This is a genomic window from Streptosporangium jomthongense, from assembly GCF_042650425.1.
Lineage (GTDB): Bacteria > Actinomycetota > Actinomycetes > Streptosporangiales > Streptosporangiaceae > Streptosporangium.
On the sequence record NZ_JBHSBC010000046.1, the window covers coordinates 75,238 to 93,699 of the forward strand.

At 69.6% G+C, this 18,462-nt stretch carries 19 protein-coding genes; 16 read left to right on the forward strand and 3 right to left on the reverse strand.

Features of this window, described 5'->3' with window-relative positions:
- Positions 1–26: 26 nt before the first annotated feature.
- Positions 27–731 (reverse strand): DUF2306 domain-containing protein, encoded by a 705-nt coding sequence (locus ACFOYY_RS35355; protein WP_362913529.1) that lies wholly within the window; start codon positions 729–731, stop codon positions 27–29.
- 322 nt (positions 732–1,053) lie between these two features.
- On the opposite strand from ACFOYY_RS35355, the gene ACFOYY_RS35360 reads away from it, so the two are divergent.
- From ACFOYY_RS35360 to ACFOYY_RS35395, 8 genes are all read left to right on the forward strand, one after another.
- Positions 1,054–2,529 (forward strand): FAD-dependent oxidoreductase, encoded by a 1,476-nt coding sequence (locus ACFOYY_RS35360; protein WP_386195536.1) that lies wholly within the window; start codon positions 1,054–1,056, stop codon positions 2,527–2,529.
- Positions 2,447–3,604: an epoxide hydrolase family protein gene (locus ACFOYY_RS35365; RefSeq protein WP_386195538.1), complete on the forward strand. Its 1,158-nt coding sequence runs from the start codon at positions 2,447–2,449 to the stop codon at positions 3,602–3,604. Before ACFOYY_RS35360 ends, ACFOYY_RS35365 begins: the two co-directional genes overlap by 83 nt.
- Before the next feature lie 7 nt (positions 3,605–3,611).
- Entirely contained in the window at positions 3,612–4,982 is a 1,371-nt protein-coding gene (locus ACFOYY_RS35370) for a condensation domain-containing protein (protein ID WP_386195539.1), read from the forward strand.
- A 139-nt stretch (positions 4,983–5,121) separates the two neighbouring features.
- Positions 5,122–6,360 (forward strand): acyl-CoA dehydrogenase family protein, encoded by a 1,239-nt coding sequence (locus ACFOYY_RS35375; protein ID WP_352014454.1) that lies wholly within the window; start codon positions 5,122–5,124, stop codon positions 6,358–6,360.
- Positions 6,357–7,718 (forward strand): FAD-binding oxidoreductase, encoded by a 1,362-nt coding sequence (locus tag ACFOYY_RS35380; protein ID WP_386195541.1) that lies wholly within the window; start codon positions 6,357–6,359, stop codon positions 7,716–7,718. Before ACFOYY_RS35375 ends, ACFOYY_RS35380 begins: the two co-directional genes overlap by 4 nt.
- 40 nt (positions 7,719–7,758) lie before the next feature.
- Positions 7,759–9,240 carry a multicopper oxidase family protein gene (locus tag ACFOYY_RS35385; protein WP_386195543.1) on the forward strand — a complete coding sequence of 494 codons (1,482 nt, stop codon included), beginning with the start codon at positions 7,759–7,761 and terminating at the stop codon, positions 9,238–9,240.
- Between the two features lie 200 nt (positions 9,241–9,440).
- Positions 9,441–10,202 carry a maleylpyruvate isomerase family mycothiol-dependent enzyme gene (locus tag ACFOYY_RS35390; protein ID WP_386195544.1) on the forward strand — a complete coding sequence of 254 codons (762 nt, stop codon included), beginning with the start codon at positions 9,441–9,443 and terminating at the stop codon, positions 10,200–10,202.
- 166 nt (positions 10,203–10,368) lie between these two features.
- Positions 10,369–10,905 (forward strand): NUDIX hydrolase family protein, encoded by a 537-nt coding sequence (locus ACFOYY_RS35395; protein WP_352014458.1) that lies wholly within the window; start codon positions 10,369–10,371, stop codon positions 10,903–10,905.
- 227 nt (positions 10,906–11,132) lie between these two features.
- Here the strand turns inward: ACFOYY_RS35395 and ACFOYY_RS35400 are convergent, their stop codons facing one another.
- Positions 11,133–12,461 carry a helix-turn-helix domain-containing protein gene (locus ACFOYY_RS35400; protein WP_386195547.1) on the reverse strand — a complete coding sequence of 443 codons (1,329 nt, stop codon included), beginning with the start codon at positions 12,459–12,461 and terminating at the stop codon, positions 11,133–11,135.
- Between the two features lie 161 nt (positions 12,462–12,622).
- On the opposite strand from ACFOYY_RS35400, the gene ACFOYY_RS35405 reads away from it, so the two are divergent.
- From ACFOYY_RS35405 to ACFOYY_RS35440, 8 genes are all read left to right on the forward strand, one after another.
- Complete coding sequence (locus ACFOYY_RS35405; protein ID WP_386195549.1) at positions 12,623–12,850, forward strand: hypothetical protein; 228 nt, start codon at positions 12,623–12,625, stop codon at positions 12,848–12,850.
- Positions 12,847–13,215, forward strand: coding sequence for a hypothetical protein (locus tag ACFOYY_RS35410; protein ID WP_386195551.1), 369 nt, complete (start codon positions 12,847–12,849; stop codon positions 13,213–13,215). The genes ACFOYY_RS35405 and ACFOYY_RS35410 overlap by 4 nt, the downstream gene beginning before the upstream one ends.
- A gap of 482 nt (positions 13,216–13,697) precedes the next feature.
- Positions 13,698–13,943, forward strand: a complete 246-nt coding sequence (locus ACFOYY_RS35415; protein WP_386195553.1) for a hypothetical protein — start codon at positions 13,698–13,700, stop codon at positions 13,941–13,943.
- A 17-nt stretch (positions 13,944–13,960) separates the two neighbouring features.
- Entirely contained in the window at positions 13,961–14,191 is a 231-nt protein-coding gene (locus tag ACFOYY_RS35420) for a BldC family transcriptional regulator (protein ID WP_386195555.1), read from the forward strand.
- Positions 14,192–14,288: 97 nt separating this feature from the next.
- Positions 14,289–15,128 (forward strand): hypothetical protein, encoded by an 840-nt coding sequence (locus ACFOYY_RS35425; protein ID WP_386195557.1) that lies wholly within the window; start codon positions 14,289–14,291, stop codon positions 15,126–15,128.
- Entirely contained in the window at positions 15,094–16,554 is a 1,461-nt protein-coding gene (locus ACFOYY_RS35430) for a B12-binding domain-containing radical SAM protein (RefSeq protein WP_386195559.1), read from the forward strand. The genes ACFOYY_RS35425 and ACFOYY_RS35430 overlap by 35 nt, the downstream gene beginning before the upstream one ends.
- Positions 16,551–17,186: a dTMP kinase gene (tmk, locus tag ACFOYY_RS35435; protein WP_386195561.1), complete on the forward strand. Its 636-nt coding sequence runs from the start codon at positions 16,551–16,553 to the stop codon at positions 17,184–17,186. Before ACFOYY_RS35430 ends, tmk begins: the two co-directional genes overlap by 4 nt.
- Positions 17,183–17,641 (forward strand): NUDIX hydrolase, encoded by a 459-nt coding sequence (locus ACFOYY_RS35440; RefSeq protein ID WP_386195563.1) that lies wholly within the window; start codon positions 17,183–17,185, stop codon positions 17,639–17,641. Before tmk ends, ACFOYY_RS35440 begins: the two co-directional genes overlap by 4 nt.
- Positions 17,642–17,699: 58 nt before the next feature.
- Here the strand turns inward: ACFOYY_RS35440 and cyaB are convergent, their stop codons facing one another.
- A complete protein-coding gene (gene cyaB, locus ACFOYY_RS35445; protein ID WP_386195565.1) occupies positions 17,700–18,239 on the reverse strand; it encodes a class IV adenylate cyclase in 540 nt (179 codons plus the stop codon).
- Positions 18,240–18,462: the final 223 nt, after the last annotated feature.

An 18,462-nucleotide genomic window follows, 5' to 3' on the forward strand; every position in this document is an offset into this window, starting at 1 on the left:
CGTGAGGACCCCTGACGCGGACGGCCCTACCGTCCGGCGGGGACACGCCTCCTGGGGGTGGTCCGCTCAAGCCACAGGTAGGCCGCGACGAGGCTGACCACCCAGCCCATCCACGAGGAGATGTCGAAGAAGACCGCCACGTCGATGCCGTTGCCCGGGATGGCGAACTGGCTGATCACCCGGCCCCACGAGGTGCCCATGGCCAGCGCGAAGCTGTAGACCATCCAACGCCGGTGGTCCACGTAGCGGCGCTGCCGCGCGGCCCGCAGCCCGGCCAGCGACGTCGCGATCCACAGCACCGCCATCGTCGCCAGCCCCAGCTTGCCCATCGGCGCGGTCGAGTACGGCAGCAGCACCAGCGACAGCAGCGAGGCCGGCAGCGCCCCGGCGAAGACGTAGACCCGCCCGGAGATCCGGTGCAGGCCGGGACGGTGACGCCGTACCCACGGCAGCAACTGGACGAAGACCGTCACCAGCGCCACGTTGCCCGCGACGACGTGCGCCACGACCACCGGGTAGTGCAGGGCGAAGCCCGGGTCGATACGGGTGCGCGACAGGACCGGGTCGAAGCTCAGGTAGCGCGGCAGCGCGTAGATCAGGTTGAACACGACGAGCGCGCCGAGCCCGTACAGCCACGGGCTGCGCCACCACGGCCACGGAGAACGTCGCGTGAGGCCCCCCTCCCTGTCCTCCAGCCCGTCGACCAGGGTCCCTTCGGATTTCTTCGTCACTGCTTTTCCACCTTTTCCTAGGCGGCCCCGCCCAGGGCCGAAAACGTCGTCCGGGGGAGAGAAAGATCGCGGCTGAAGGCGCCAATGGGAGTTTCACGTCCGCTCCCCGGAAAACGCATCTCCCGTATTGCCATGTTTGTCGGCGACACCTGGAAAGCGATGACCCGGAGCAATTCAGAAGATGTCTCACCCGTGTCCCCGGTGCGACCATGCAGTGGCGGAGAGGGCGCACGGAATCCACTGGGAAATCCATTTCGGTTGTCCCTTCCGCGTGCCCGGCCGTACCCAGGCCACGGAGTCGAACTTGTGAGGTGAACCCCTGATGGCCGATGGAGCGGGAACCCGCGCGGTGGTGCTCGGCGGGAGCATGGCGGGCCTGCTGGCCGCCCGGGTGCTCTCCGAACGGTTCACCGAGGTGCTGCTCGTCGATCGTGACCGGCTGACCGGGGTGGCCACCTACCGGCCGGGCGTCCCGCACGGGCGGCACGCCCACGGCCTGGTCGCCAGGGGCCACCAGATCCTGGAGGAGCACTTCCCCGGCCTCACCGGGAACCTGGTCGCGGCGGGCGTACGGCCCGGCGACTTCAACGGCGACATCCGCTGGCTGTTCAACGGCCGGCGGATCGCCCCGTCCCACTCGGGGCTGGGGTGCGTCCCCGCGACCAGGCCGGTGCTGGAGAACCAGGTGCGCCTGCGGGTCCAGGCCATCCCCAACGTGCGCTTCGTCGAGGGCCACGACGTCCTCGGCCTTGAGACGACGGCCGACCGGAGCCGGGTGACCGGCGCGCGGGTGCAGCGGCACGACGGCGGCGCCCCGGCGGAGACCCTCGACGCCGACCTGGTGCTCGACACCACGGGCCGGGGGTCGCGCACCCCGCTGTGGCTTGAGGAGCTGGGCTACGGACGTCCCGAGGAAGAGCGCATCAAGATAGACCTGGCCTACACGACCAGGCACTACCGGCTGCGCGCCGACCCGTTCGGCGGCGACCTGGCGATCATCCCGGCCGCCACCCCGCGGACCCCGCGCGGGGCGTTCTTCTTCCCCATCTCCGGAGGTGAGGGCCTGGTCGAGCTCTCGCTCACCGGCATCCTCGGCGACCACCCGCCGACCGACCCCGACGGCTTCCTCGACTTCGCCAGGTCCCTGCCCATCCCGGACATCCACGAGTCGATCAAGGACGCCGAACCGCTCGACGACCCGGTGACGTTCAAGTATCCGGCCAGCGTGCGGCGGCACTACGAACGGCTGGCCGACTTCCCCTCCGGCCTGCTCGTCATGGGCGACGCGGTGTGCACGTTCAACCCGGTCTACGCCCAGGGCATGACGGTCTCCGCGCTCGGGTCCCTCGTCCTGCGGCGCCACCTGGAGCGGGGGACGGAACCGGACGCCAGGGCGTTCTTCAGGGACCTCTCCCGGGAGATCGACTCCCCGTGGGAACTGGCCGCCGGGTCGGACCTGGGCTACGCCGGGGTGCGGGGGAAGCGCTCGGCGAAGGTCAGGTTCGTCAACGCGTACGTGGCCAGGCTCCAGGACGCCGCCGTCAACGACCCCACCCTCGCCAACGCCTTCATCAGGGTCGCCGGGCTCGTCGACCCGCCCACCTCCCTCATGCTGCCCCGCCACGTCGTCCGGGTGCTGCGCGGGTCACGGCGGCCCCCGGCCGCGCACGGAAACCATGACTCCAGCCCCTCCGCACCGACCGAAAGGCCCTTCGATGCGTCCCTTCCGAGTCGAGTTCCCCCAGGCGGACATCGACGACCTGAACCGGAGACTGGCCGGGACCCGCTGGCCCGGTGAACCGCCGAGCGCCGGGTGGGAACGCGGCGTCCCCCCGGACTACCTCAGGGAGCTGGCCGAGTACTGGCGCACCGGTTTCGACTGGCGGGCGGCGCAGGAGCGCCTGAACCGCTTCCCCCAGTTCGTCACCGAGATCGACGGCGTCGACGTGCACTTCCTGCACGCCCGCTCCCCGCGGAGCACGGCCGTACCGCTGGTCATCACGCACGGCTGGCCCGGCTCCTACGCCGAGTTCCTCGACGTGGTCGGGCCGCTGACCGACCCGGCGAGCCACGGCGGCGACCCGGCCGACGCCTTCCACGTCGTGGTCCCCTCCATCCCGGGGTACGGCTTCTCCGGCCACCCGGGCGAGCCGGGGTGGTCGACCCGCAGGGTCGCGCGGGCGTGGGCGGAGCTGATGCGGCGCCTGGGCTACGACCGTTACCTCACGCAGGGCGGCGACTGGGGCATGCCGATCTCCCTGGAGGTCGGGCTGGCCGACCCGGACCACGTGCTGGGCGTCCACGTCAACATGTTCGCCGCGTTCCCGCCGCAGGACCCGGCCGAGTGGGGTGAACTGAGCGAGTCCGACCTGGCGCGGCTCGACTTCGCGGCGCGTTTCGAGCAGGACGGGGCGGGCTGGCGGTTCATCCAGTCCACCAGGCCGCAGACGCTGGCGTACGCGCTGACCGACTCCCCCGCCGGGCAGCTCGCCTGGATCGTGGAGAAGTACAAGGAGTGGACCGACTCGGCGAAGTCGCCCGAGGACGCCGTCGAACGCGACCACCTGCTGACCATCGCCTCGATCTACTGGCTGACCGCCTCCGCCGGGTCGAGTGCCCAGCTCTACTACGAGTCCAACCACCTGACCGCCGACTTCCTGCGGACCTGGGGCGGCCCCTGGCCGTTGCGGGCCCCCGTCGGGGTCGCGGTCTTCCCCTCCGACGTGGTGCTTCCGGTGCGCTCGTTCGCCGAACGGGTGCTGCCGACGCTGTCGCACTGGTCGGAGTTCGACCGGGGCGGGCACTTCGCGGCCATGGAGCAGCCGGGACTGTTCGTCGAGGACGTGCGGGCCTTCGCCCGCCCGCTGCGGTGAGGACGCCATGACCACTTCGGACACCGTCACCGGAACCATCGCGCCGCTCTCCCTCAACCAGGAGTTCGTCTGCGTCTTCGACCAGGGGGACGGCTGCGGCCCGTTCGGCCCGCGCTACCACCTCGTCCACGGCTGGCGGGTACGCGGCGGCGTGGACGAGGAGACCCTGCGGGGCGCCCTCGCCGACGTCGTCGTCAGGCACGAGGCGCTGCGCACCCTCATCGTCAGGAGGGACGGCTCCCGCCACCAGGAGATCCTGCCGCCCTGCCCGGTCGAGCTGGAGGTCAGGGACCTGTCGGGAACCGCCCCCGAACGGCGGGACGCGGTGGTCGACGACCTGCTGGACGAGGTCGAGGCGTCCACGATCGAGTCGGGGACGCTGCCGCACCTGCGGGCCGTACTGGGCCGGTTCGACGACCAGGACGCGATCCTGGTGATCATCACGCACCACACGGCGACCGACGGGTGGTCCATGCGGCTGATCATCAGGGACGTCGCCCGGTACTACGCGGCGCGGCGCGAGGGCGTCCCCGCCGCGCTGCCGGAGACGCGCCCCTACCGGGAGTACGCGCGCTGGCAGCTGGCCTCCGCGCAGGAGGGGGGCGCGGAGGCCGACCACGCCTACTGGCGGGAGAACCTGCGCGGCGCGGAGATCTTCACGGTGCGCACCGACCGGCCCCGGTCGGCCGAGGCCGGGCAGGAGACGTCGGTGCATCGTTTCCTGATCGGCGCCGAGACGATCTCCCGGGCGACGGCCCTGGCCAGGGCGGTGCGCGGCACGCTCTTCATGGTGCTGCTGTCCGCCTTCTACCTGCTCGAACACCGGGAGACCGGCCGTACGGACATCACCGTGCCCACCTTCACCCCCGGCCGGGGCCGGGAACGGGACGGGTTCGGGGACATGGTCGGCTCCTGCTTCAACTTCCTGCCGCTGCGGACCGACCTGGCGGCCTGCCGTACCTTCCGCCAGGTCGTCGAACGGACCAGGACGACCTGCCTTGAGGGGTACTCGCACGACATCCCGACCCTGCGGATCTTCGGGCAGGCGCCCGAACTGATGCGGCCCGCCATGGAGGCCGACCGGGCGCCCTGGGTCTTCCAGGTCTTCCCGTTCCCGTTCGTGCTCGACGGCGAGGTGATCGGCGACCTGGAGTACACGGAGGTACGGCTGCGCCTGCTCGACCAGTCCGTCGGCTCCGACGTGCCCGACGGCGCGCTGTGGACCCTGAACCTCCACCCGACCGGCGAGATCGTGGGCAGCGTCCAGTACAAGAACGCCCTGTACGACCACGACACGATCGCGGGCCTGGTCGCCGAGTACGGCCGCCTGCTCACCGAGGCCGTCGCCGCCCCGGACGCCCCGCTCCCCCGGGACTGACCCGGAAGGAACCGCCGCCCCGGAACCCGACATCCGGAACCGGAACCGGCGCCCCGGAACCCGAAACCCCAGGGCCGAGACCCCTCCAGGACCCGCCGCCCCCGGACCGAGATCCCAGAACGGAAGGAGCCGATCAGCGATGACGGCCGTCACGAACGCCCCGGGACAGGGCTTCCCGGCTCCGCCCGAGCCCGGCCTCACCCCGAACGAGGTGCTGGCCAGGGCCGAGGCGATCGCGCCCACGCTGGTCGGCCTCCAGGCGGAGACCGAGCAGCGCACCCACTACTCCCGGCGGACGCACGAGGAGTTCGCCAGGGCCGGTTTCCACCGCATCCTGGTGCCCCGCCGCTACGGCGGCTACGAGTTCGGGATCGACACCTTCATGCGGGTGGTGACGACGCTCGCCCGTGGCTGCCCCTCGACGGCCTGGATGTACTGCCTGGGCGCCACCCACGCCATCGCCGCCGCCACGCTCTTCGGCGAGGAGGCGCAGGCCGAGATCTTCCGGGACGGCGACTTCGTCTGCCCGGCGACGATCGTGCCCAGCGGCTCCGCCGTACCGGCCGCCGACGGGGGGTGGGTGCTCAACGGCACCTGGAACTACTGCTCGGGCGCGCCGTACGCGACGCACTTCATCGGCCACGCCCTGGCCCAGACCGGCGACGGGCCACCCGCGCCCATGCTGTTCATCGCCCCGCGTGACCAGTGGCGCCTCGTCGACGACTGGGGGCGGCAGCTCGGCCTCAAGGGCAGCGGGTCGCACAGCGTCACCATGGAGAACGGCCGCATCCCGGCCTCCTTCGCGCTGCCCGGCACCCACCTGAGCGAGGCGACCGTCGCCGGCGGGACCCCGGGCCGCGAGCTGCACGGCAACCCCCAGTACGGCGGCGGCCCGCTCAGCTACATGGTCCTGGAGATCGCGTCGCTGGCCGTCGGCATCGCCCAGGGCGCCCTCGACGTCTACGGCGAGCTGATGCGGTCGAGGAAAACGCTGCTGCCGCCCGTCGTCGGCCGCGCCGAGGACCCCGACTACCAGTTCTGGTACGCCGAGGCCGCCGGAATGATCGCCGCGGCCGAGGCCGGGGTGCAGGGCGCGATCAGGCAGTGGCAGGAACTGTGCGCGCTCGGCCCCGAGGCGTTCACCAGGGAACAGGACCTGCGCATCACCACGATCTGCCGCCACACGATCCGGCTGTGCTGGACGGCGGTGGAGAGCTACCTGTTCCCGACGGCCGGGTCCAGCTCGGTCCGCCAGGGCGAACGCCTCGAACGGGTGTGGCGGGACATGTCCATGCTGCACAGCCACGCCGGGTTCGCGGTCTTCCTGCCGACCGTGGCGAACCGCGAGTTCACCCGCGTCCACTTCACCGCGCCATGACCGCTCCTGAGGCCCGCCTCGCTCGCCGGGGCGAGGCGGGCTACGCGGAGGCGACACGGGTCTTCAACCTGGCCGCGCCCGCGGAACCCGCCGTCGCGGCGACGGTGCGCGACGTCGCGGGGATCAGGGCCGCGCTCGCCCACGCCGTTGCGGAGAACCTGCGGGTCCGTGCGCACTCGACCGGCCACGGCTCGGCCACCGCCCGCCCGATGGGCGAGGCGCTGCTGCTCAGGACCGAACTGTCCGGCGGCGTCGAGATCGACTCCGCGGCCCGCGTCGCCCGGGTGCCCGCGGGGACGCGCTGGGGTCAGGTCGTCGAGGCCGCCGAGCCGTACGGCCTGGCCGCCCCGCACGGCTCCTCCCCGCTCGTCGGCGTCGTCGGCTACCTGCTGCGCGGCGGGGTGAGCCTCTACGGACGGCACACCGGGCTGGCCGCCAACTCCGTCAGGGCGGTCGAACTGGTCACCGCGGACGGCGAACCGCGCAGGGCCGACGCCTCCTCCGATCCCGAGCTGCTGTGGGCGATGCGCGGCGGCGGGGGCGGGTTCGGCGTCGTCACCGCCGTCGAGTTCGACCTGTTCCCCGTGGAACGGGTGGTCACCGGCGCCGCGTACTGGCCCGCCGTACACGCCGAGCGGCTGCTGCCGCTGTGGCTGGACTGGACGCGCAAGGCGCCGCGTGAGGCGACCACGACGCTGCGGCTGATGAACCTGCCGCCGCTGCCCGAGGTCCCGGAGCCGTTGCGCGGGCGGAGCGTGCTCTGCGTCGACGGCGTCGTGCTCGGCGGCCCCGGGGACGAGGCGGTCGCCGAGGACCTCCTCGGCCCGCTGCGCGCGCTCGCCCCGCCGATCCTCGACACCTGGGGTACGGCCCCGCCCCGCCAGGTGACGCTGACCCACATGGACCCCACCGAGCCGTTCCCCATCTTCGGCGACCACATGCTGCTGGACGACCTGCCCGAGGAGGCGGCCGGGGAGTTCCTGCGGATCGCCGGGCCGGGGTCGCCACTGACCAACGCCGAACTGCGCCAGCTCGGCGGGGCGCTGGCCGTACCGGAACGGGAGGGCGGGGCGCTCGACCGCCTCGACGCGAGCTTCGCCTACATGGGCGGGGGCGTGCCGTTCGGCGACCTCACCCCGGAGGCCCTCGTCGGCCACTGCGCGCGGACGCGGGCCGTACTACGGCCGTGGGACACCGGCCTGACCGCGCCCTCGTTCGTGGAGAGCCTCTCCCAGCCCCAGCGCCACCTGAGTCCCGAGCGGGTCGAGGCCGTCGACCGGGTCAGGGCCAGGGTCGATCCCACCGGGCTGTTCCGCGACGACATCGCCCCCGGCGCGACGGCCCACAGCAATCCGTGAGACGCCCGGGTGGAACCGGTATGACCCGATTGGGGAGAAGATGCTGAACAGACGACGCCTGCTGACGGCCGGAGGCCTCACGCTCGGCGGCATGGTCGGCGGGACACTGCTGCTGCCCAGGCAGGAGGCCTCCCCCGCCATGGCCGACGCGGGCCTCGGCCCCCACCGGCGGACGCACATGACCCACGGCGCGACGCCCACCCGGGGCTCGGACCCGGCCCCGTTCCGGGTGCGGATGCCCGTGCCCCGCGTGCTCACCCCGGTCGCCTCCTACCGCGACGTGGACGTCTACCACCAGGACATCCGCGCCTCCCGGGTGGAGATGCTGCCCGGCGTGCGCACCGAGGTCCTCGGGTACGGCGGCGCCTTCGTCGGCCCGACCCTGCGCGTCAGGCAGGGGCGGCGGGTCGTCGTGCGTTACCGCAACGGCCTCGACCGGGCCGTCAACACCCACCTGCACGGCGGGCACGTCGCGGCCGACAGCGACGGTTATCCGATGGACCTCATCGAACCCGGCCGGTCACGGTTCTACGAGTACCCGAACACCCAGCCGGGGGCGACGCTCTGGTACCACGACCACACCCACCACATGGAGGCCGAACACGTCTACCGGGGCATGCACGGCTTCTACCTGGTCGAGGGCCGGGACGAGAGGCGCCTGCGGCTGCCCTCCAGGGACCACGACGTGCCGATCATGCTCACCGACGCCCACTTCGCCCCCGACGGCTCCCTGATCTACGCGCCGGAGGACACGCCGAACCGCACGACGCTGCTGGCCAACGGACGGCCGCGGCCGTACTTCCCGGTGGCGGCGCGCAAATACCGGTTCCGGCTGCTCAACGTGTCCAACTTCCGGACCTTCCACCTGAGCCTCGACCGTGACATGACGATGACGCAGATCGGCTCGGACGGTGGCCTGTTACCCGCGCCGGTGCGGCGGGAGGTCGTGGTGCTCTCCCCCGGCGAACGGGCCGAGGTGGTCGTCGACTTCGGCCCCCGCAGGGTCGGCGAACAGGTCGTGCTGAACGACGTCAGCGGCCCGGTCCTGCGCTTCGACGTGGTCACCAGGGCGGCGGACGACAGCCGGGTACCCGACGTGCTGCGCCCCCTGCCGCCGCTGCCCGCCCTCGGCAGCGGACGGACGGACCGGGAGATCACCCTCAAGGTGGACATGGTCCGCGGTGCCGCCTACATCAATGACCAGGTCTTCGACCCCAACCGGGTGGACGTCCGCGTCAAACGAGGAAGCACGGAGATCTGGCGCGTCACCAACCTCGACACCGACGTGTCCCTCGACCACAACCTTCACCTGCACCTGGTGCAGTTCAGGATCCTGGACCGCGACGGCGCCCCTCCGCTTCCCGGCGAGTCGGGGCTGAAGGACACCGTGCTGGTGCCCGCGGGCGCCTCGGTCAGAATCCAGGTCACCTTCGGCGACTTCCTCGGCCGTTACCTCTACCACTGCCACATGCTCGAACACTCGGTCGGCGGAATGATGGCGCAGATGGAGATCGTCCCCTGACCCCGTTCCCCGCCGAAAGCCATGCTGTGAGCCCCGCTGAAAACCATGCCGAAAGCCCGCCGGAAACCCCACCGAAAGCCATGCCGAAGGCCCGTCGGCGGCCACCGGGAGCCTGCCGGATGCCCGCTCCCGGAACCGATGAGGGCTCTGGGTCACCGCGACGACCTTCCCCGACTCCCAGAACTGATGAGGAATCCGCCATGAGCGACCTGAGGGACGTGACCGACGACCTGCGCGCCGAGGCCGAGGAGCTCGACCGGACGGTCGTCGATCTCGACGCCGACGGGTGGGCGACGCCGACCGCCGTACCCGGCTGGACGGTCGGACACCAGATCGCCCACCTCGCCGCCCTCTACCGGCTGATCGGCCTGGCGGCCTCGGACCCGGTGGCGTTCACCGCGCTGACCACGCAGCCCAGGTTCGACCTGGAGGCGAGGCTGCGCGCGTCGCTCTCCGGCTACCTGCTCGAACCGCCGGGGGCGCTGTTCCCCCGCTGGCACACCGAACGCGAGAACACCGCCGCCGTCCTGGCCGCCCTCCCGCCGGACCGTACGGTGCCGTGGCTGGGCGGCCCGCTGGAGGCCTCGGCGCTCGCCGGCGCCGCGATGACCGAGTTGTTCCGCCACGACCAGGACATCGCGGACGCGCTCGGGCTGAGCAGGAAACGGACGGACCGGGTCAGGCACGCGATCGAGTTCGGGCTGCTGCCCGACAGCGCCCGCTACCGCCCCACCGGCTGGACCCCGCCCGGCCCCGGCCTGCACGTTTTCCTCACCGCCCCCTCGGGAGCCCTGTGGGACCACGGCCCCACCGAGTCCCGGCAGAAGATCGTCGGCGCCGCCGAGGACTTCTGCCTGCTGGTGACCGGACACGGAGCACAGGCGGTCGACCTCCTCGCCAGCGGCCCCGAGGCAAGGCGATGGCTGGCCGACGCCCAGGGGCGATCCGCCGAGGCACCGTGACTCACGAAAGCCTCCTGCGGCACTCCGTGCCCCCTTGGACACATCCCGTATGACCCGTGTACCTTTACCAACCCCTGACATGTCCCACATGACCTGGGCATATCCGGTTCGCCACGCCCCAGGGCGCCTGCGTGTCCACGCGCTGACCGCGAAGTACGATCGACCAATGACCGAAATGACCGATACCGCGCCCGGATGGCTCTCTCCCGACGAGCTTGAGGCCGCTCGCGCCCGGATGCCGATCCTCTACGTCGACGCCGTCCCCGTCCGGGTGGACGACACGGGGGTGGTCACGCACGTCGGCCTGCTGCTGCGCATCGGCGCCGACGGCACGGTCAGCCGTGCCCTCGTCTCCGGTCGTGTGCTCCTGCACGAACGGGTCCGCGACGCGCTCATGCGCCACCTGGAGAAGGACCTCGGCCCGGTGGCGCTGCCGCGCGTACCCGCCTCACCGCAGCCCTTCACGATCGCCGAGTACTTCCCGACGCCGGGTGTCACGCCCTACCACGACCCCCGGCAGCACGCGGTCTCCCTCGCCTACGTCGTCCCGGTGGCCGGAGACTGCCGCCCCAGGCAGGACGCCCTGGACCTGGTCTGGTTCACCCCTGAGGAGGCGGCCTCCCCCCTGGTCCAACAGGAGATGCAGGGCGGCCACGGCACCCTCCTCAAGCAGGCCCTGGCCCACGTGGGCCGCCTGTCCTAAGGCTCAGACGCCCGGCGCCGGAGCTTCCCCGATGCCGTGCGTAAGGGGTGTCGGCTTGTGCTTTACCGGCGCCAGGTGTGAGGAGTGTCGGCTTGGGCGCGTCGGTGTCTGGACTGAGGAGTGAGGGAGCGCAGCGGACGAACGACGAGGGAAGACACCGACTCAGGGCGCCCAAGCCCGCGCCGCCGAAGGCGGCGCAAAGAAGCAGGGCCGTCATCGGATGCAGCTCAGGCTGTCCGGTCGGCCGTCAGCGCACGCAATTCGCGGGCAATGGGCAGAGTTCGAGCATGCTCCGGCAGGGCGCCGAGGACAAGATGAGTGTCCGTTGCATAGCGGGTCATCCAGCGTCCGGAAGGAAGCCCGTCAACGATCCGGAGGGCTTCCTGCGTGGCGTTCTCTGGATCAGTTCGGGCGTGCAGCGCGACACGGTGCAATCGAATTCGAGGCGAGGTTTGATCGTTCACCGGATACAAGGCTTCGGCGGCATCCTGCGCCCAGGTAGCGTTCCTCACATCACTTGCGAGGGTGTAGATCAGACTTCGATCGAACCACAGTCCACGCTCGCTGAGGCTGCGAAATGCGCCGGTCGCTGCCGGAAGCTGGTCAAACGCCCTCTCAGCTTCTTGCAGCGTGTTGATTGCATCCGCGTGAGAACCCATTGCCGCCAGCGTCTTCGCCTCGGTGGTCAAGGCCGCCACAAGCGGAGCGCTTGGCTGCGGACCGGCTAGCCGACGAGCTTCCCGAGAGAGCTTGAGGACCTCGGCGAGATCCTCGGCCGGATCGCTGCGCCTGTGGATCGCCTCGCGGCTTCGCAACCAGGAGGCAAGTAACCGATCACCGGATTCGTCGATAAGCGTCCGGGTTGTGCTCCACCACCGATGGGCCTGCCTGCGGTTGCCCATGTCGGTCCACTTACCGGCGATCAAGGCGGTGTGCCGGGCAGCGGCGTGGGCGAGGTCTCTCCGCACCGCGTCGGGCTGATCGCGAGCGAGATGGGGAGCCATCTCGGCGAAGTCGGCAGCGAGGGCGGCGAGGACGATGGCGGGCGATTCGACGCGGGCGGCTTTGGCGTGTACGTCGGCGGCGTCTTCCCAGTCGTCGATCATCGCCTGTGACACGCTCGCCCCGGAGATGGAGGGTTGGGATACCTGCCAGGCGTCCGTCAGCGCGGCCAGCGCGGGCGCCACCACGCCGCCGACGGCGACGACAGCGGCGTCCCGCATAAGTCGTCTGCGCTCCATGTCTTCATCCTCATCCCGCGTTGAGGCCTTTGCCTCGACGGTACTCTTTCGCGCCTGATCGGCGTCAGTCATCGCCGCGTGAAGCGCTTGTGCCATGAGTTCACCTCCGGCGCAGAGTTCGGCGTCAAGAGCCTTGATGGCCTCGACGGGCGGGCGGTTCTTTCCCTGCTCCCACTTGCTGATCAGGGAGTAGTTCCACCGAATCTGCTCAGCGAGGTCACGCAGGCTCCGTCCATGATGTTCTCGCCGGATCCGCAGGGCACGGCCGAACTCCTGCCAGCCTGTCGAGGTGTTCGGAGTCGATTGTCCGCTCACGTTCGCCCTCGCGATCCGTTGCACCTGCGCCGATGCAACGCGGTGTGTCTTGCCTCACACCCCCAGCGACTTCAACTATGGCACCAGCAAGGGCCGTGTAAAGCGGAACCCCGCAGGCTGGCAGGCCGTACGGGGTCCCTGATCGCAAAAGAGGTGCGATCGTGAACGATGGTAAGGCCGCTGTGCCTTCACCGACCATCCCGGGCTGGCGGCTGCTCATCAGTGACGCGGGCCGGTTCTGGGCCTTCCGGCAGAAGCCCTTCCCCGTCGAGGCGCGGCGGGCCGGTGCCGAACCGGACCTGGACGCCGACACCTTCGACGACATCCAGGCCGTCATCACCCGCCACGAGGAGATCGCCCGTCAGGCCGCCGGACAGGTGGCGTTGTGATCGGGCGGTCTCGCCGCTGCGGACGGCACCGCGACGGGCAGCCGCTCACGAGGGTGTACCGGCGTCTGTGGGACGGCCCGGCCCGTTCCGAAGCGGAACGACTGGACCGTTCCTGCCTGTGGTGGAGCGTGCTCTACAGCCTGGGACAGCGCCGCTTCTACGCCATCGCGATCTGGCCGACACCTGAACCGCTGATCATCTCCGACGTCAGCCCTGAAGGGCTTCAGGAGCGGATACGTGAGGCGGAGACGGCCCTTGCCTGGCGGGCGCTTCCCCCTCACTCGATCCGGCACGGCGGCGACCACTCCCAGGTGCCCGCCGTCGCGCCGTACCGCCTCCGAAGCAACCGCCGGGACGTGGCCTGATGAGCCGGTACGGCGGGCGGGGACCTCATCCCACCCCTGCCCGCCGTACCTATGAACGTGCGGCTCAGGTATGAGGGACCTGGGCCGCACACCTTCGACGGCTCCGAAACGCATCGGGGAAGCGGGGTCGTCAGCGCCGGTCACAACGGAGTGGCCGGTCCCTTCGGGCGCCCGGCCAGGCAACCTCGCCGGCCGGGCGCCCTCCAAGCCATCCGTCGCCATCCGTCACGGACAGGAGACCCGTGAAGAACCCGCTGAGCGTGTTGCTCTACCTGCTCGCCACAGCCCTCCCCGGCCTCCCGGGCACCGAGGCGGAATCTCGACCCCCGAGAGAGTCCTTGAAACCGCCCACGGACCCTCCTGAGAACCGGGAGGGCTCCTGACATGGCCGTCCCGATCGGGGTCGAGCCGGTCCCGTGGATCGCCATGCGGGCCGTTCCCGCATGGCCAGTGATCGCCGTCCGGCTACGAAGGGACCGTTCGTGACCGGTCACGATCCCGAGAATGAGCGGCGGCTGATCGAACTGCTCGGCACCATCCATCGCGGCTGGAGGTACGAGGCCCAGGACATGCCGGGCCTGCCCCGGTGGTGGGCCTACCGCTACCAGCCGGTCACCCCGGCCCAGCACGCCGCCGGAGCACGTGACGTCCTCGCCCGCACCACCGTCCGCCGCCTGGCCCAAGCCCTCGGCCGCCAGGACGAGATCACCCACATCATCCGCACCTGACGCCATACAGGAGTCCCATGACCAGCATCATCAGCCCCGACGGCACCTTCAGCACCGAAACCGGAGCCACCGACCGCCTTCTCACCCCCGGCGAGGTCGCCCGCATCTTCGGGGTGGACCCCAAGACCGTCAACCGCTGGGCGTTGACCGGAAAGGTCCCGTCCATCCGCACACCCAGCAGACAACGCCGCTACCTGGAGTCCGAAGTCCGCGCGCTGCTACGCGGGCCAGGAGCCTTTGGCGCATGAGAACGAACACGCGATGCTCATATCAAGGGCGCGATCCGCCGTGAATGTCCGAAGCAACTCTTCTGTTTTCCCGCGTCGGCACCGGAGGCTGCGTACGGTGGCGCGAACATCGTTGATCGTCGAGCCGAAAGGCCACGTCATGACCTGGCTCATGCTGGACCACCCCGCCTGGGACCTTGACACCGGTACACCGATCAGGGCGCTGCGTACCCCAACAGGGACGTGGACGTTCACCGGCTCATCCGAGCGTATGGCCACGCTGATCTGCGGAGACGGTTCCGCGCCCGTCATCGACTCCTACGACCCGGTATCTCTGCTGGACGGACGGGTGCCAGTCGGACTCGCCGCCTCCCTGCACCGACTCGGTCGCGTCGAGCGGGTGCGCAACCCCGATCTGTGGGAGGCATTGGCAACCGCCATCGTCCGACAGGTCATCCGGGCTGGGCAGGCACGCAAAATGCATCGTGCGTTTCGGACCACCGCAGGTGAAGCTGCTGGAAGTACCTGGCTGATCCCGACTCCGGAACAGACGCTCGCTCTCAGTGCCGAGGACTTCGCCGAACTCGGCATGGCCTTCAAGCACCGACCACTTCAGGCCGCAGCCTCCGCCTACCTGACCCACCACGCAGAATGGGCGCAGCTTGCCCCTGATGCCCTGGTTAAAGCCTTGCAGTCGGTGCCGCGCATCGGGCCGTGGACCGCCGGGGCTGCCGTCGCCGATGCGACCGGCGACTTCTCCCTGTACCCGTACGCCGACCTGGCCGTCCGCACCTGGGCGGCGCTGGCTGATCCAGCCACCGCGTGGCCGACCGACGAGCCCGGCTTCGCTGCTACCTGGCGGCGTCTGGCCGGACCGCACCTGTCCGTACTCACTGTCCTCACACTCGCCTGGGGAGATCACCATGCACAAGTTGATCAAGGGAGCACGCACCACTGACTTAGGAACCACACCTGCGCAACTTGACCTGCTGCTCGTCAACGCTCCGCTGCGGGACTACTCCCTCCGGCCCCGCGTCAACGACTACACCTTGCCCGTGCTGGGCATGGCCTACATCGCCACCTACGCCGCCTCTCAAGGCTTCACGGTCGGCGTTCTGGACGCCGAGGCAGCGGGCCTGCCGATCGCTGACACCGTCAGCCTGATCAACCAGGCTGCGCCTCGCTGGGTCGGATTCAACCTGTTAGCCCCCACCTACGAGATCAGCGCGACCATCGCCGCCGCCCTCGACCCGCACATCCGCATCATGGTGGGGGGTCACCATGCCAAAGCCATGCCGCAGCGAATCCTCGCCGATCCCCGGATGGCCCGTTGCGACGCCCTGGTCATCGGCGAGGCCGAGACTCGCGTTGCGGAATTGCTGGCCAACCACCGAAACCGGACCGGCCTGCCCGGAGTCATGTGGTGTGATCCCGTTCTGGGCGCTCCGGTCACTGGCGGTCGCCCTGGTACCAGCCATCACCTGGCACCGGACATCAACACGCTGCCGTTCATCGACCGTGCTTATCTTGCCCAGGACCCCTACCGGGCCGAGGACGGCCGAATCGAGGCGAACATGGTCGGGGCGCGTGGCTGCCCCTACAACTGTTCGTTCTGCGGCGCGGCGATCAGTGCGAACCCAGATGTGACGATTCGAGTACGCGAGCCATACGGGATTCTCGGCGAGATGCACCAGCTCCGCGATAGCCAGGGTGTGACGGCGTTCCGGTTCGTTGACGACCTGTTTCTTGGCGCCCGCCGCGTGATCGACCAGATGACGGCCGCGTTCGCCGCCGAGAAAGTGAGCGACTGGGCGGTCTGGGATGCGACCGGACGCATCAACGTACTCCACCGCGTACCGGATGAGACGCTCGATCTGCTCGCCGCGTGCGGGCTGCGCGAGGTCGCCCTTGGCATCGAATCCGGCTCGGAACGGATGCTGGCCCACATCGACAAGCGCATTACTCAGGAGATGGTCCTCAACGTTGTTCGCCGTCTCACCGTCCGCGGCGTCAAGGTGAAGGGCTACTTCATTCTCGGTTTTCCCACCGAGACCTGTGCCGAGCTGGCCGAGACCGTCGACCTGATCCACAGACTGTGGGATCTCACCGACGGTCAGGCTGGAGCGTTCCGCGCGTCGGTGTTTCAGTTTCGTCCCTACCCTGGCACCCCTGAGTGGGAGCGGTTGATGGCCACCGGCCGCTACACCGCCGAGCAACTCCTCGACTACGCGCCCGTGGACCTCGGCGCCGAAGACGCGGCTCTGCGTGGCCGGGACGAGTTCAACTTCTCCTCGCGGCTCCAGTTCGGGGAGGCCACCGAGGAGGAGATCCACCGTCATCTGGCCGATCTCGCACGCGCCCAGCACTCTCGGAGGATGCCATGAGCTTGTTCGTCACCCTCGACGGTCCCGGTGGGGCCGGAAAGTCCACTCTGGCTCGCTTGGTCGCTGAGCAACTTGCCGTTGCAGGCGTCCCCGCGCTGATTACCCGGGAGCCGTCCGGTGGGCTTCTCGGTGAGGTCGCTCGTCGGCAGACATCGACGTTTTCCGGTCTCGCGTTGGCCTGCCTGGTGGCCGCAGACCGTTACCACCACCTTGAGACCGAGGTTCGGCCAGCACTGGCCAGAGGCGAGGTGGTGGTGTGCGACCGATACGTGCCCTCCTCCTATGTTCTCCAGAGCCGTGACGGCGTCCCCCTGGACTACATCCGCCACCTCAACGCCCTGGCCGACCGGCCCGGTCTGGCAATTCTGGTCACAGCCGCTTCTGCCGTTCTGGAGGAGCGGCTCACCGTGCGAGGAGCACACTCGCGATTTGAGCACGAAGGCTCCAGCGCCGCCGAGGTCGCCCTATACGAGGACCTCGCCGACGTCCTGGCTGTCGATGGATATGTCTTCCACCGAATCGACACAGGTCATCAATCACCGCAAGACGCCGCTGCGGCCCTCACCGGCCACATCCTTGGGCTATCGTCACGGGCGTCCTACCCGCCTCGGGAAAGGCTTCTGCCGCCATGACGACGCAGCGCCAGCAGGTCACCGTGGATGTTCATGTGATCCTCGAACGCGACGGTCATATTCTGCTGTCCCTTCGGCAGGGCACCGGGTACGCCGACGGGCTGTACTGCCTGCCCTCCGGTCATCTCGACCCCGGTGAGACCGTCGTCGACTGCGCGATCCGTGAGGCCCGTGAGGAGGTAGGCGTCATCATCGACCCCGGCCGTCTACGGCCTGCCACCGTGGTCCACCACCTGTCTCCTGAAGGTCGGCCACGGGTCGGGTTCTTCTTCGCCACGGATACCTGGGACGGGGAGGTGGTCAACGCAGAACCGAACAAGTGCGCCAAGGTCGAATGGGTGCCCGCTGACGTCCTGCCGAGTAACACCGTGCCATACACCGTCGCCGGGGTCAGGCTCTACCGCACCGGCACCGGCATCGGCATACATGGTTGGTCCGAACCGGCAGCCACATAACACGAGTACGGCCCCGGCCTCCGAAGAGAACCGGGGCCTTCTTACCAGTTGTTCTAAATCAGGCCAGGACGGCACGTACCAACGAGTCGTAGGTGTCCCTCGTGCGTTCCAACTCGATGCCGAGGGAGCGGGCGAAGGTGTCCAGCTCGTCCTGTACGGCGGTGCCGGGCTCCTGGTCGCTCGTTGTGCGTTCGAATTCGATGAACACTCCGGCGTGCTCGACCTCGTCCACGCAGATCGCCATGTCGCCAAGCGTCGCGCTCCGGCGAGTCTTCACGATGCGGACGGTGGGGTGGAAGCCCATCGCGACGATGGCGTGGTGCATCTGCTCGCGGTCGGCGATCTCGGTCTCGTGCTCAAGGCAGGCCATCGCGTTGTCCAGTGGTCGTTTGATCGTGAACAGGTGCCGCCCCCGCTGGGTGCGCAACCGGGCGAACGTCACGCCGATCTTGCTCTGCTCGTAGGTCCAGCCGTTCTCGGCATACGCCTGGTCGTCCTGCCGTACCGGAGGAGAGAGAATCACTCCGCGTCGGGCCAACGCCTCCTCCAGGGCCACGAGGTCACGCACGCGGTACTTGACCTCAATCTCCTGCGCCACATCGGCCTCCCTGGTCTCCGCTGGGACGCGGGGAGCCTACCGAGAGCGTGCGTGGTTCGACATGGAATCAGCACAGCCGACTCTGAAACGGCGGAACGCCAAACTCACATCACAAGAGAACCTGGCTGGACCCGTCGATGAGGGAGGGGTTTGGGTTTGGGGTACCGGTGCCAAGTGTGAGGAGTGTCGGCTTGGGCGCGTCGGTGTCTGGACTGAGGAGTGA